This is a genomic window from Streptomyces sp. NPDC059897 (genome assembly GCF_042730865.1).
Classification (GTDB): domain Bacteria; phylum Actinomycetota; class Actinomycetes; order Streptomycetales; family Streptomycetaceae; genus Streptomyces.
In genome coordinates, this window is the sequence record NZ_JBHWKQ010000011.1 from 1 (window position 1) to 13,891 (window position 13,891).

A 13,891-nucleotide genomic window follows, 5' to 3' on the forward strand; every position below is an offset into this window, starting at 1 on the left:
GGCGGCGCCTCGAGCAGCTCCGCACGGGCCGCGAGCGCCGACCACCGAGATCTACACCCCTCTGGTCGTCGGGTCCCCATACCTGCCCCGCTACGACACCACGTCCTTGCGCGCGAACCCCCGGAACGCCAGCGCGAACAGCACCACCGCGTACGCCACGGACACCGACGCCCCCTGGATCATCCCGCCCCACTCGGGCTGCGCCTGGATCGCGTCCGCCCACGCGAACTGCCAGTGCGCGGGCAGGAAGTCGCGCCAGTCGCCGAGCGCGGTGACCGCGTCCAGGACGTTGCCGACGATGGTCAGGAAGACCGCGCCGCCGACCGCGCCCAGCGGGTTGTCCGTCTTGGTGGACAGCCAGAACGCGAGCCCCGCCGTGACCAGTTGGGACACGAAGATGAACGCGACGATCAGCAGCAGCCGCTGCACCGCCGTGCCCGCCGGCAGCGCCCCGCCGGTCGGGATGTCCAGCGGTCCCCAGCCGTACGCCACCGTGCCGACGCCGAGCGCGACCAGCGGGAGCAGCAGCATCGCGGCGAGGCTGAGCCCGAACGCGACGGCCAGCTTGGACCACAGCAGGCGGGCCCGCGGCACCGGCGCGGCCAGCAGATAGCGCAGGCTCGACCAGTTCGCCTCGGAGGCGACGGTGTCGCCGAAGAACAGGGCCACCGGGACGACCAGCAGGAACCCGGCGGACACGAACAGGCTCGTCGCCGCGAAGTTCGCCGCCGACGCGGTGGCGGTGTCCATCAGGTTCACGCGCTGCCCGCCGCCGTCGCCGCCCCCGCCCGGCTCCCCGCCGATCGCGAACGCGGCGACGAGCACGAACGGGAGCAGCGCGAGCACCGCGCCCATCACGAGCGTGCGCCGCCGCTTCACCTGGCGTACGAGCTCCACGCGGAGCGGGAGCGTGCGCCGCGGCCGGTAGCCGTGGGCGAGTTCGGGCACGTCGCGCGCCCCGGTCTCGGCTCCGGTCGTCGTCATGCCGGGGTCCCTCCGATCAGGGTCAGGAACGCGTCCTCCAGGCGGCGGTGCGGGCCGAGGGAGCGCACCGGTACGTCGAGGCGCACCAGCTCCGCGACCAGCCTGGCGGCCGGGTCGGAACCGGTGACCGGGTCCGGGTCGGGGCCCCGGTCCCGGTCGCGTTCCGGTATGAGGCTGACGAGCAGGCCGTCGTCGACCCGCACCACCGATGCCACGCCTTCGAGGCCGCCCACCTTCTCCACGAGCGCGTCGGAGACCTCACCGGCGATGCCGACGAGCAGCGTGTCGCCGGAGCCGACGATGTCCGCGACGGGGCCCGCCTGGACGAGCCGGCCGCGGTCCATCACCACGAGGTGCGTGCAGGTCTGCTCGACCTCGGCGAGGAGGTGGCTGGAGACGATGACCGTGCGGCCTTCGCGCGCGTAGCGGATCATCACCTCGCGCATCTCGCGGATCTGCGGCGGGTCCAGCCCGTTCGTCGGCTCGTCGAGGATGAGCAGGTCCGGGAGGCCGAGCATGGCCTGGGCGATGGCGAGGCGCTGGCGCATGCCCTGCGAGTACGTGCGCACGGCGCGCGCGAGGGCGTCGCCGAGGCCCGCGATCTCCAGGGCCTCGTCGAGGTGCGCGTCCTCGGCGGGGCGTCCTGTCGCCTTCCAGTACAGCTCCAGGTTCTCGCGCCCGGAGAGGTGCGGGAGGAAGCCGGCGCCCTCGACGAAGGCGCCGACGCGGGACAGGACCGGGGAGCCGGGCCTGATCGCGTGGCCGAAGACCCGGATGCCGCCCTCGTCGGGGCGGATCAGGCCCATCAGCATGCGCAGCGTCGTCGTCTTGCCCGCGCCGTTCGGCCCGAGGAGGCCGAGGACCTGGCCCTGCTCGACACGGAAGGACAGGTCACGCACGGCGTACCGGTCCGTGGAGCCCGCGTACTTCTTACTGAGGTCCGTGATCTGGAGCGGCACCTCGGCGAGCGCCGGGTCGGGAGCGGGCGCCGCGGTCCGCCGCCGGGCCGTGAGGAGCAGCGCCGCCGCGACGGCGACCGCCCCGGCCGGCAGCCACCACACCCAGGCGGGCAGCGGCGTCGCCGCCGTCTTCACGTCGGGGGCGGTGGGCACGCTCAGGCTGTCGTGCATGGACACCTGGTACGTCGCCGGCTCGTTCGGCGACGCGTAGCCGAGGTCGGTCGCGGAGAGCACGAGCCGCAGCTTGTGGCCCTTCTGCACCTCGTGGTCGACGGCCGGGAGCGTGATCCTCACGTCCTTGCCCGCGCCGTCCGCACCGGTCACCTTGAGCGGCGTCACGAGCTGCGAGGGCAGCACCTGGCGTGTCCCGTCGGGCCCGGAGTCGTAGACCTTCGCGAACAGCACGGCCGTGCCGGTGGAGGACTTCACGTGCGCGGTGACCGTCGGGGAGCCGGTGATGCGCATCGACTTCTTCAGCGGCGCCGAGTCGAAGCGCGCGAACTGGCCGGGGTACTCCAGGGAGAATCCGGTGCCGAGCGAAGTCGACAGGTTCGACAGGTTGCCGAGGCCCGGCACCGAGGAGATCGACGGCGGTCCGCCGCCCGGCGGGTTCTGGAAGGTCTCGGTGGCCGACTTCAGCGGCACCGCCGTGCGCCGCTCGCCGCGCAGGCCCGGGTACAGGTCGCCGCTCGCGCCGCGCAGGGTGGCCGCGCCGTCCGTGGAGTCGACGCCGCCGGTGCGGGTGACGCGGAACGCGGGGCCCGTGTCGACGTTCTCGTCCTTCAGGTAGCGGTCGAACCAGGACTGCACGCGGCCGTGCAGCCGGTCGAGCTCCATGTCGCCGCCGTCGTGCCCGCCGTTCAGCCAGTCGACCTGGACCGGCGCGCCGTTCGCCTTGACCTGGCGCGCTATCGCGTCGGACTGCCCGAGGGGGAAGAGCGAGTCGGTCTGGCCCTGGGCGATGAACGTCGGGACCTTGATGCGGTCGCCGACGGCGACGGGGCTGCGCTCCTCCAGGAGCTTGCGTGCCGCGTCGTCCGGCTTGCCGGAGACGGCGACACGCTTGTACATGTCGCACAGCTTCTCCTCGAAGCGGCCGCAGGCGAGCCCTGCCTCGCTGGTGCGCGTGCCGAGCTTCGCGGAGCCGGAGGTGAAGAAGGCGCCGGCCCACAGCTTCTTGAAGACGCCGTCGGGGAACAGCGCGTCCGCCAGGTTCCAGTACGTGATCTGCGGGGCGATGGCGTCGACCCGCTCGTCGTGGCCCGCCGCGAGCAGCGAGACCGCTCCGCCGTACGAGGCGCCGGTGACGCCCACGCGCGGGTCGCCGGGGCGGTCGAGCTCGATCTCGGGGCGCTTCGCGAGCCAGTCGATCATCCGTGAGACGTCGGCCACCTCGTGCTTCGGGTCGTTCAGGCCGATCTTTCCGCCGGAGCGTCCGAAGCCGCGGGACGACCAGGTCATGACCGCGTACCCGTGGGCGGCGAGCTTCTCCGCCTCGGCGCGGACGTCGGCCTTGCTGCCGCCGAAGCCGTGCGTGAGCAGGACCGCGGGCCGCTTGTGGGACGGATCACCCGCCGTGAAGTACGAGGTGTCGATGCGCACCCCGCCGCCCATCGACATCATCCGGTCCTGCCGGTGCACGGCGGTCTCCCCGCCGGAGTCCGACGCAGCGGCCGCCGAACCCGCCCCCGCTCCCGCGAGTACCACGAGGGCCGCCGTGACGGCTGTCCACCGTCGCGGCCACCCGCGGATTCGCTCGCGCCTTGCGCGCCGTCGAAAAGACATGCGCTCAACGGTATGCGCAGGCGCCGACAACCACCGCATCCGGTGGTCTGACCCCTGCGACCTCCTTGTGGCGTACGACATCGCTGCCGCGTACCACGACCGCAGTACGCCCAACCGTCCCCACGCCACGGGGCTCCGCCCCGGCCCCCGCGCCTCAAACGCCGGCGGGGCTTGATCATGCCGACCGCGCCTTGGGCAATCTGCCGCCTCATGGGGTCTCCCCTGCTCGGAGCTTGTCGGAGAGCTTGGGGAAGGCAGGGTGGGCAAGGCGGCGCCCGGTGCCGCGCGCCGAGAACGAGGGCCCCAGCCCGGTTGCCGCAATATCCTGCAAGCGCTCGCAGCAGCCGTCAAGAGGCCGCGTAGCCATAGGAGTTGGCGGGAAGGAACCGTTCCGGAAAACGCTGCGCAACCCATTGACCGGTCTGCGAGCGCATGCAAACGTCCCTCCACGAACCGCCCCCACCACCTAGCCGCTCGTGGAGGCCCCCTATGGGCAGTGCCGCCCCCTCCCGTCGCACCACCCTGTCCGCCCTGCTCGCCTCCGGCCTCGGCGCCGCGCTGACCGGCTGCGGAGGACCCGCGCGGTCCGTCGGTGCCGGCGGCGCCGTGACGCTGCGCTACTTCTTCTGGGGCGACAGCGGCCGGGCCGAACTGATCAACAAGTGCATCGCGGTCTTCGAACGCGAGCATCCGAAGATCAAGGTGAAGTCGAGCTTCGCCGCGTTCGACGCCTTCTGGCCCAAGCTCAGCACCGCCGCCGCGGGCGGCAACCCGCCCGACGTGATGCACGTCGACTACGCCTGGATCCGCACCCTCGGTGAGCACGGCGTGCTCGCCGACCTGGGCCCGCACACCGGCTCCGGCAAGGAGATCGACGCGTCCACGGTGATCCCCTCGCTGCGTACGGCGGGCGAGGTGGACGGCCGCCGCGTCGCCCTGCCCCTGGGTGCCAACTGCGTGTCCCTGATGTACGACGCCAAGGCCTGGTCCGAGGCCGGCGCCCGCGAGCCGACGGGCCCGATGAGCTGGGACGCGTTCATGGAGCAGTCCCTCAAGGTGACCCAGTACGGCAGGCGCCACGGCAGCCCCGTGCAGTACGGCATGGACAACCCCGGCCAGAACTACATGGGCCTTGAGGTCTGGATGCGCCAGCAGGGCCTCCAGATGTGGACCGACAAGGGCGCGCTCGGCTTCGACCGGGACGACATGCGCCGCTACCTCACCCTGGTCGACGGCTGGCGCAAGGAGGGCGCGCTGGCCGGCCCCGCCGCCGTACTCGAATCGCTGCCCGGCTTCCCCATCACCACCCGCAGGGCCGCCTCCTACCTGGAGTGGGACAACCAGGTCGGCGGCCGCAGCGACATGCGCGGCAGCACGCTCTCGCTGGGCACGGTCCCCAGCGACACCGGCCGCTCCGGCATCTACGCCAAGCCGGGCATGCTCATCGCCGCCGCCGCGCAGAGCCCGTACCCGAGCGAGAGCGCGCGATTCATCGACTTCATGGTCAACGACCGGCGGGTGGCGAAGATCCTCGGCACCAACATCGGCATGCCGCCCACCACGAGCCAGCAGGGCGCGGCCGACACCTCCGACCCGAAGGTGCGCCAGGTCCAGGCGTACGAGAAGCGGGTCGCGAAGACGCTGGCGCCGACCCCGCCGCCGCCCGCCGACGGCGGCGCGTCCCTCAACGTCTATCTGCAGCGCGTCGCCGAGAAGCTCTTCTACGGCACCGTCTCCGTGGACCAGGCCGTGGATCTCTACTTCGACCAGTCGGAGGTCGTCCTCGCCTGACGGCGGGACCCGCACCAGGCTGTCCCCTCCCCCTCGAAAACGTACGGAGCCCTCATGGCCTCTACGACGACGACCGACGCCGCGGTGCCCCGCGCCCGCCGCGGCGACTCCCCCGCGCCCCCGCCCGGAAAACGCCGCCGGACCGCGAACGACCGTTCCGCGTACGTCTTCCTCACCCCGTGGATGATCGGCGCGGCCGTGCTGACGCTCGGGCCGATGCTGTTCTCGCTCTACATGTCGTTCACGGACTACAACCTGTTCGACGCCCCGCGCTGGATCGGCCTCGACAACTACAAGCGGATCCTGTTCGACGACCCCGAGGTCCGGGACACCGTCGGCGTGACACTGCTCTACGTCGTCGTGGCGACACCCCTGAAGCTGATCGCGGCGCTCGGCGTCGCCCTGCTGCTCCACACCCGCCGCAAGGGCCGCAACTTCTACCGCGCCGCCTTCTACATGCCGTCCCTGATCGGCGCGAGTGTCGGCGCGGCCATCGTGTGGCGGCTGCTGTTCTCCTCCGGCAGCGTCGTCGACCAGTTCCTCGGCGCGTTCGGAATCCACACGGGCGGCTGGATCTCCAACCCCGACTGGTCGCTGATGTCGCTGGTCGCGCTGTCGGTCTGGCAGTTCGGCGCACCCATGGTGATCTTCCTGGCGGCGCTGCAGCAGATCCCGCGCGATCTGTTCGAGGCCGCCGAGATCGACGGGGCGGGCCCCTGGCGCCGCTTCGTCTCGGTCACGGTCCCGATGCTCTCCCCGGTGATCTTCTTCAACCTGGTCCTGGAGATGGTGCACGCCTTCCAGATGTTCAACTCGGCGTTCGTGCTCTCCAACGGCACCGGCGGCCCCGCGGGCTCCACCCACGTCTACTCGATGTACCTGTACGAACTCGGCTTCAACGACTTCCGGATGGGTTACGCGGCGGCCCTGACCTGGGTGCTGCTGCTGGTCGTCGGCGTGATCACCGCGCTGCTCTTCAAGACTTCGGGCCGCTGGGTCCACTACGCGGGCGAGGAGAAGTGACGATGGCTTCGACCACCACCACGGCCGGCACCCGTTCGACCTTGTGGCACGTGGGCGCCGTCGCCCTGCTGCTGGTCCTCCTCTACCCGGTGTTCTGGGTGTTCACGGCGTCCGTGAAGCCCGCCGACGAGATCATCTCCAGCTTCAACCTGCTGCCCTCCGAAGTGAGTTGGAGCGGCTTCGGCACGGCGCTCGAAGGGATCGCCGAGGTCCCGGCCTGGCGCTTCTTCAGCAACTCCCTGCTGCTCGCGGTGGGTTCGGTGATCGGCAACGTACTGTCGTGCTCGATCGCCGCCTACGCCTTCGCGCGGCTGCGGTTCCGGGGGCGCGGCGCGATGTTCGCGGTGATGATCGGCACGATCCTGCTGCCGACGCATCTGCTGCTCATCCCGCAGTACACGATGTTCCAGAAGGTCGGCCTGGTCGACACGTATGTGCCGCTGCTGCTCGGCAAGTTCCTCGCCACGGACGCGTTCTTCGTGTTCCTGATGGTGCAGTTCGTGCGCAACCTGCCGCGCAGTCTCGACGAGGCGGCGCTGATCGACGGCTGCGGGCACTTCCGGATCTTCGGCCACATCGTGCTCCCGCTGCTGCGCCCGGCCCTCATCACCACGGCGATCTTCACCTTCATCTGGTCCTGGAACGACTTCTTCGCCCCGCTGATCTACCTCCAGTCGCCGGAGAAGTACCCGCTGCCGGTGGCGCTGCGCCTGTTCGTCGACTCGACGAGCAGCCAGGACTACGGGGCGATGCTCGGCATGTCGGTCCTCTCGCTGCTGCCGGTGATCGCGTTCTTCGTGGCGTTCCAGCGGCTGCTGATCGAGGGCGCCGCGACCTCCGGGATGAAGGGATGAGCGGCATGGCGGCGGACACGGGTTCGGTGACACGGCGCGACACCCCGTACGGCGAGCGGTTCACGCTCTTCGCTGAGGTGCTGTGGATCGGGGTGCTGGTGGCGGCGGGGTCCCTGCTCGTCGTCACGTGGCCCGCGGCGATGGCGGCGGGGTGCGCGGCGGTACGGCGGTGCGTGCCGGACGGCCCCTCGCCCGGCACGGCGCGGCGGTTCGTGTCGGACTGGCGGGCGGCACTGCGGGGCGGCTCCGCCGTGGGGGCGGTGGGGCTCGCGGCCCTCGGCTTCCTGGGCGCGGACCTCCGCCTGGCGGCGGTCGCGGGCGACGTGCCGCTCTTCGCCGTACTGGCGGTGGTGATCGCCGGGGCGGCGGGGGCGGTGGTCGTCTACCAGGTCCGGATGGCGGCGAACTGGTCGTCGACGGGCCGCTGGTCCCGTCCCGTCCGTGACCCTTCGGGTATGGCGATGCTCGGGGGTGCAGTGCTCGTGTCGGCGGTGTGCATATGGCAGTTGCCGATCCTGGCGCCCTTGGTGATGGGTGTCCTGGCGCTGGCCGCGGTGGCAGTCGACCGCCGCAACGCCACGGGGCTCCGCCCCGGACCCCGCGGGCTCTCGTCCGAAAGGCGGGCTTGATTTGGCCGGCCCTGCGCTCGCAACGCCCCGGATTGCCGACGGAAGTCGGCATTTCAGGGGCGCGGGGAACTGCGCAAACCACAGCGCGACAGCAGCCGCCAACGAGACAGGCCCACCCACTCCGCACACGCGGGGACGACCACGTGAGGGAACACGTCATGCGTAATAACGACCACCCGAGCGGCGCAGCCCCCGGTGCCGAGGACGTCGCCGAGGCCGCCGGCGTGTCCCCCTCCACCGTCAGCCGCTGCTTCGCCTCCCCGCATCAGGTGCGGCCCGAGACCCGCGCCCGGGTCCTCGCGGCGGCGGAACGGCTCGGGTACCGGCCCAGCCGGATCGCCCGGTCGCTCGCCGAGGGCCGCACCCGCACGCTCGGGCTGATCGTGCCCGACATCGCCAATCCGTTCTTCGCGGTGATCGTGAAGGCCGTGCAGGCCCGCGCCCGCCGCAAGGACTACGCGGTGTTCCTCGCGGACACCGACGAACACCCCGACGACGAGTACGAGTTGGCGCTGACGCTGGCCCGCCAGGTGGACGGGCTGCTGCTCGTCGCTCCGAGGATGGAGGGCGCCCGGCTCGCCGAGGTCGTCCGGCAGGTGCCGAGCGTCGCCGTGAATCGGAGCGTGTCGGGCGTGCCGTCCGTGGTCGCGCCCAGCGAGGACGGGCTGCGCCAGGCGGTGGCGCATCTGCAAGCGCTCGGCCACCGCCACCTCGCCCTCATCCTGGGGGCCCGCAACTCCTGGTCGAGCGAGCAGCGCGGCCACGCCGTGCGGTACGCCGCCGAGCAACTTGAGCTGAAGGTCACCGAGTTCGGCCCGCACGAGCCCAAGTTCCACACGGGCGCGCAGGTCGCCGACCTGGCCCTGGCGGCGGGTGCCACCGCGATCGTCGCGCACAACGACCTGATGGCGCTCGGCGTACTGTCCCGCCTCGCCGAACGGGGGGTGCGGGTGCCCGACGACGTCAGCGTGGTGGGCGCCGACGACACCCTCCTCGCCACGACGGCCACCCCGGCGCTCACCTCGGTCCGCATCCCGCTCGACGCGCTCGGCGAACGCGCCGTCGACCTGATGCTGCGCCGCCTCGACGAACCGGACCGCGTACCCGAACAGCTCTCCCTGGACAGCGAGTTGATAGTCCGCCGCTCCACAGGACCAGCCCCGCGAAAGGAATCCTGACCTCATGAAGCGTGCCGCGATCATCGGTACCGGTCACCGCGCCCAGATGTACACCAGGGCCCTGGCCGCCCGCCCCCACTACGACGTGGCCCTCCTCGCGGACCCGAGCCCGACCCGTATCGCCCACCACAACCGGCTGCTCGGCTCGCTCGGCAGCCCGGAGGCGGCCGCCTGCGACCCGTCGGACTTCGGGGCCGCCCTGCGCGCGCACCGCATCGACGAGGTCGTGGTCACCACGGTCGACGCGACCCACCACACGTACATCAACACGGCGCTCGAAGCGGGCTGCCGGGTGGTGACGGAGAAGCCGATGACCACGGACGCGGCGAAGTGCCGGTCGATCCTCGACACGGTGGACCGCACCGGCGGCGAGCTGTCCGTCGGCTTCAACTACCGCTACAACCCGGCCCACGAGAAGGTCTGGCAGCTCCTCCACGACGGTGCGATCGGCGAGATCCGCTCGGTCCACTTCGAGTGGCTGCTCGACGTGCGGCACGGCGCCGACTACTTCCGCCGCTGGCACCGCGAGAAGCGGCACAGCGGCGGACTGCTCGTCCACAAGTCAGGGCACCACTTCGACCTGGTCAACTGGTGGCTGGGCGCCGCCCCTTCCCGCGTCCACGCGGAGGGCGGCCTCGTCTTCTACGGCCGCGACAACGGCGAACGCACCGGCCTGCGCCGCGACTACGTGCGGGCGCACGGTTCGGACGCGGCGGCCGACGACCCGTACGCGATCCACCTCGCCGACGACCCGAACCTCAAGTCCCTCTACACGGACGCCGAGGCGGCAGGCGACTCCGACTACGTCCGCGACCGGAACGTCTTCGGCGACGCCATCGACGTCGAGGACGATCTGTCGGTGCTGGTGCGGTACGACTCCGGGGCCACGATGACGTACCACCTCACGGCGTACTCCCCCTGGGAGGGCTACCGCGTGATGTTCAACGGCACGGCGGGCCGCCTGGAGCTGGAGGTCGAGGAGAACACCTGGCAGCCCCCGAAGGTCACGGTGGGCGGGGATGCCGCGTCGCACGGCGGGGTGGTCATGGACCGGCCCGGCCGTACGTCCATCCTGCTGCGGCCGTTGTGGGAGGCGCCGCGGGAGATCCCGTACGAGTGGTCGGCCGGATCCCACGGCGGCGGCGACCTCCGCATGCTGAAGGAGCTGTTCGGTCCCCTGGGTGACGGGTCCGACGACGGGGCGGCGCCGGCCGCGGGCAAGGGCGCCACCGCCCGCGACGGCGCGCTCGCCCTCGCGGTCGGCGTGGCCGGGAACGAGTCGTTGGCGACCGGCCTTCCGGTGGCGACCGGTCACCTGTGGTGAACGACTCGGGGCTCCGCCCGACGCCGTCCCGCCTTGGGCAATCTGCCGCCAGGGGCGGCAGGGTGGGCAAGGCGGCACCCCGGCGCAGGCAGCGCCCCCGTACGGCCCCGGCCCCGGCCCCGCTCAATCAGTCGGCACGGACACGAGCCAGCGTGTCTCTTGGCGCGGTCGCAGGTACAGGGCCCAGTACAGCGTCGCGACCGCCATGATGCCGCCCGTCCACAGCAGGTACGTGACCTCCTGCTCGATCAGGATGTAGATCATCAGCGCGATCAGGACCACGGGGACCCCCGGCCACAGCGGCATCCGCCAGGCCGGCTGGTCCTTGTGGGCGCCGCGGCGGGCGAACAGGGCGGCCACGGCGACCAGGAGGTACATGCCGGTGACGGAGACGCCCGTCACGCCGTACAGGGTGTCGAGGTTGACGAAGCAGAGGGCCGCGCCGGGGACACCGACGGCCAGGGTCGCGACCCACGGGGAGCCGAAGCGGCCGAGGCGGGAGAGGGCGTTGTTGACCGGGCCCGGCCAGGCCTTGTCGCGGGCCGATGCGAACAGGACGCGGGAGTTCTGGATGACCATGACGATGCCCGCGTTGATGATGGCGAGCGCGACGCACAGCGAGACGAACGTGCCGACCGCCGAGTTCGACCAGGCCACGACCATGCTGCTGATGTCGCCCGAGGTGAGCGCGGAGAGGTCCTTGGCGCCCATCGTGATCGCGACGACCGGGACCAGGATGACGACGGCGGAGATCCCGAGGGTGGCGAGGACCGTGCGGGCCACGGACTTGCGGGGGTTCTCCAGCTCCTCGGAGAGGTAGACGGCCGTGGAGAAGCCCTGGGTGACGAAGAGGGCGATGGCGAGGCCGGAGACGACGAGCATGCCCGTCACGGCGTCGGAGTGGCCGTTCTCCCCCGCGACCTGCATCGAGGCGAGCGAGTCGACGCCGCGCTCGCTGTGCGCGAAGCCGAGGACGGCGACCAGGGCCGCCGCGATGACCTCCAGGACGAGGAAGATGCCGGTGATCCACGCGTTGGCGCGCAGGTCGAGCAGGCCCGCGAGGGTGGACAGGAGCATCACGCCCGCGCCCGTCATCGCCGGGTCGAGGTGGATCAGCGGCTCCAGGTAGTCCGCCGTGCCCATCGCGATCACCGGCGGGACGATGAAGACGACGAGCAGGGACAGGACGAAGACCAGCCAGCCGGCGAGGCGTCCGGCCAGCGTCGAGACCATCGCGTACTCGCCGCCGGCGCTGGGGATGAGGGTGCCCAGCTCCGAGTAGAGGAAGGCCACGCCGATACAGATCAGCGAGCCGATGGCGATGGTCAGGGCGGTGGCGGTGCCGAGGCTGCCGAACAGGTCGGGGACGACGACGAAGAGCGAGGAGGCCGGCGTCACGCAGGAGAGCGTGAGCAGGGTGCCTCCGACGACGCCGATGGAACGCTTGAGCTTCTGGGGAGAACCTTCGGACGCCGGATCCGGCAGGGGCTCCACCGAGGGGGCGGCGGAGCGAAGCGTGTCGGTCATGAAGCGGTTCCGATCGACTCGTGCGACAGGGCTGCGCCATGCAACCCCGCCGATATCCGAACGTCAACGCCCGTTTCCCTTCGGAATCCGCAGTACCGTTTCCACCAACTGCGCGCGATTCTTAAGGTGTTCGCAAAGTCAACCGCCATAGACGCAGCGACTCCCGTAGATGACCTTCATATCCAAGGTCATCTACGGGAGTCGACTTACGCCACCCGGTTCGTCCCCTACGTACGGGAACCGCAGCCGGAGCGCGGAAGTCCACAGGGAACTGTCCGTACTCCGGACGCGCGGGCCGCGCTCAGTGGTTGCTTCAGTGGTTGCTGGGGAAGCCCAGGTCCACGCCCGCGGGGGCGTCGGCCGGGTCCGGCCAGCGGGTGGTGACGACCTTGCCGCGGGTGTAGAAGTGCGTGCCGTCGTTTCCGTAGATGTGGTGGTCGCCGAAGAGGCTGTCCTTCCAGCCACCGAAGGAGTGGTAGCCGACGGGGACCGGGATCGGGACGTTGACGCCGACCATGCCGGCCTCGATCTCCAGCTGGAAGCGGCGGGCGGCGCCGCCGTCGCGGGTGAAGATCGCGGTGCCGTTGCCGAACGGGGAGGCGTTCATGAGGGCCACGCCCTCCTCGTACGTCTCCGTGCGCAGCACGCACAGGACCGGGCCGAAGATCTCGTCCTGGTACGCCTTGGCGGTCGTCGGGACGTTGTCGAGGAGCGAGAGGCCCACCCAGTGGCCGTTCTCGAAGCCCGGGACCGTGTAGTCGCTGCCGTCGAGGACGACCTCGCAGCCCTCGGCCGCCGCGCCCTTCACGTAACCGGCGACCTTGTCGCGGTGGGCGGCCGTGATGAGCGGGCCCATCTCGGACGTCGGGTCGTTGCCGGGACCGATCTTGATCTTCTCGGCGCGCTCCTTGATCTTCGCGACGAGCTCGTCGGCGATCGAGCCGACGGCGACGACGGCGGAGATCGCCATGCAGCGCTCGCCCGCCGAGCCGTACGCGGCCGAGACCGCGGCGTCGGCGGCGGCGTCCAGGTCGGCGTCCGGCAGCACCAGCATGTGGTTCTTGGCGCCGCCGAGGGCCTGTACGCGCTTGCCGTTGGCGGAGGCCGTGGCGTGGATGTACTTCGCGATCGGGGTCGAGCCGACGAAGGAGACCGCGGCGACGTCCGGGTGCTCCAGGAGGCGGTCGACGGCGACCTTGTCACCGTGCACGACGTTGAACACACCGTCGGGCAGACCGGCCTCGGACAGCAGCTCGGCGATCTTGACGGCGGCCGAGGGGTCCTTCTCGGACGGCTTGAGCACGAAGGTGTTGCCGGTCGCGATGGCGATCGGGAACATCCACATCGGCACCATGGCCGGGAAGTTGAACGGCGTGATGCCCGCGACGACGCCCAGCGGCTGGCGGATCGAGGACACGTCCACGTTCGTGGCGACCTGCGTCGACAGCTCGCCCTTGAGCTGCACGTTGATGCCGCAGGCCAGGTCGACGATCTCCAGGCCGCGGGCCACCTCGCCGAGCGCGTCCGAGTGCACCTTGCCGTGCTCGGCGGTGATCAGCTCGGCGATCGCGTCACGGTTGGCGTCGAGCAGCGCGCGGAACCGGAAGAGGATCTCGGTGCGCTTGGCGAGCGAGGACAGGCCCCACGACTTGTACGCCTCCTTGGCGGTGGCGACGGCCGTGTCCACCTCCTCGACGCTCGCGAAGTCGACGTGCGTGGTGACGGCGCCGGTCGCCGGGTCGGTCACCGGGCCGTGATTGCCCGACGCGCCCTCGACGGTCTTGCCGCCGATCCAGTGGTGGACCAACTTCGTGTCAGACATACGGGCGACTCCTGT

At 71.1% G+C, this 13,891-nt stretch carries 10 protein-coding genes; 6 read left to right on the forward strand and 4 right to left on the reverse strand.

Annotated elements, in window-relative coordinates:
• Positions 1–90: 90 nt before the first annotated feature.
• Together ACFV9W_RS14625 and ACFV9W_RS14630 are read right to left on the reverse strand one after the other, a co-directional pair.
• Positions 91–984 carry an ABC transporter permease gene (locus ACFV9W_RS14625; RefSeq protein ID WP_385759886.1) on the reverse strand — a complete coding sequence of 298 codons (894 nt, stop codon included), beginning with the start codon at positions 982–984 and terminating at the stop codon, positions 91–93.
• Positions 981–3,728 (reverse strand): alpha/beta fold hydrolase, encoded by a 2,748-nt coding sequence (locus ACFV9W_RS14630; RefSeq protein WP_385759889.1) that lies wholly within the window; start codon positions 3,726–3,728, stop codon positions 981–983. Before ACFV9W_RS14630 ends, ACFV9W_RS14625 begins: the two co-directional genes overlap by 4 nt.
• Before the next feature lie 489 nt (positions 3,729–4,217).
• Between ACFV9W_RS14630 and ACFV9W_RS14635 the strand changes: the two genes are divergently transcribed.
• The 6 genes from ACFV9W_RS14635 to ACFV9W_RS14660 all read left to right on the forward strand — a co-directional run bounded on the left by ACFV9W_RS14635 (position 4,218) and on the right by ACFV9W_RS14660 (position 10,527).
• Positions 4,218–5,519, forward strand: coding sequence for an ABC transporter substrate-binding protein (locus ACFV9W_RS14635; RefSeq protein ID WP_385759892.1), 1,302 nt, complete (start codon positions 4,218–4,220; stop codon positions 5,517–5,519).
• 54 nt (positions 5,520–5,573) lie between these two features.
• Complete coding sequence (locus tag ACFV9W_RS14640) at positions 5,574–6,542, forward strand: carbohydrate ABC transporter permease (RefSeq protein WP_385759895.1); 969 nt, start codon at positions 5,574–5,576, stop codon at positions 6,540–6,542.
• 2 nt (positions 6,543–6,544) lie between these two features.
• A complete protein-coding gene (locus ACFV9W_RS14645) occupies positions 6,545–7,396 on the forward strand; it encodes a carbohydrate ABC transporter permease (RefSeq protein ID WP_385759898.1) in 852 nt (283 codons plus the stop codon).
• Positions 7,397–7,401: 5 nt separating this feature from the next.
• The gene (locus ACFV9W_RS14650; RefSeq protein ID WP_385759902.1) at positions 7,402–8,025 is read left to right on the forward strand and encodes a hypothetical protein; all 624 of its coding nucleotides are present in this window, start codon (positions 7,402–7,404) and stop codon (positions 8,023–8,025) included.
• A gap of 158 nt (positions 8,026–8,183) precedes the next feature.
• Positions 8,184–9,203 carry a LacI family DNA-binding transcriptional regulator gene (locus ACFV9W_RS14655; protein ID WP_385759905.1) on the forward strand — a complete coding sequence of 340 codons (1,020 nt, stop codon included), beginning with the start codon at positions 8,184–8,186 and terminating at the stop codon, positions 9,201–9,203.
• A gap of 4 nt (positions 9,204–9,207) precedes the next feature.
• On the forward strand, positions 9,208–10,527 hold the full coding sequence (locus tag ACFV9W_RS14660; RefSeq protein ID WP_385759907.1) for a Gfo/Idh/MocA family oxidoreductase: 1,320 nt from the start codon (positions 9,208–9,210) through the stop codon (positions 10,525–10,527).
• Between the two features lie 123 nt (positions 10,528–10,650).
• Here ACFV9W_RS14660 and ACFV9W_RS14665 read toward each other — a convergent pair whose 3' ends face one another.
• Both ACFV9W_RS14665 and mmsA read right to left on the reverse strand, forming a co-directional pair.
• Positions 10,651–12,054: an APC family permease gene (locus ACFV9W_RS14665; RefSeq protein ID WP_385759910.1), complete on the reverse strand. Its 1,404-nt coding sequence runs from the start codon at positions 12,052–12,054 to the stop codon at positions 10,651–10,653.
• A gap of 313 nt (positions 12,055–12,367) precedes the next feature.
• Positions 12,368–13,876, reverse strand: coding sequence for a CoA-acylating methylmalonate-semialdehyde dehydrogenase (mmsA, locus tag ACFV9W_RS14670; protein WP_385759913.1), 1,509 nt, complete (start codon positions 13,874–13,876; stop codon positions 12,368–12,370).
• Between the last annotated feature and the right edge of the window lie 15 nt (positions 13,877–13,891).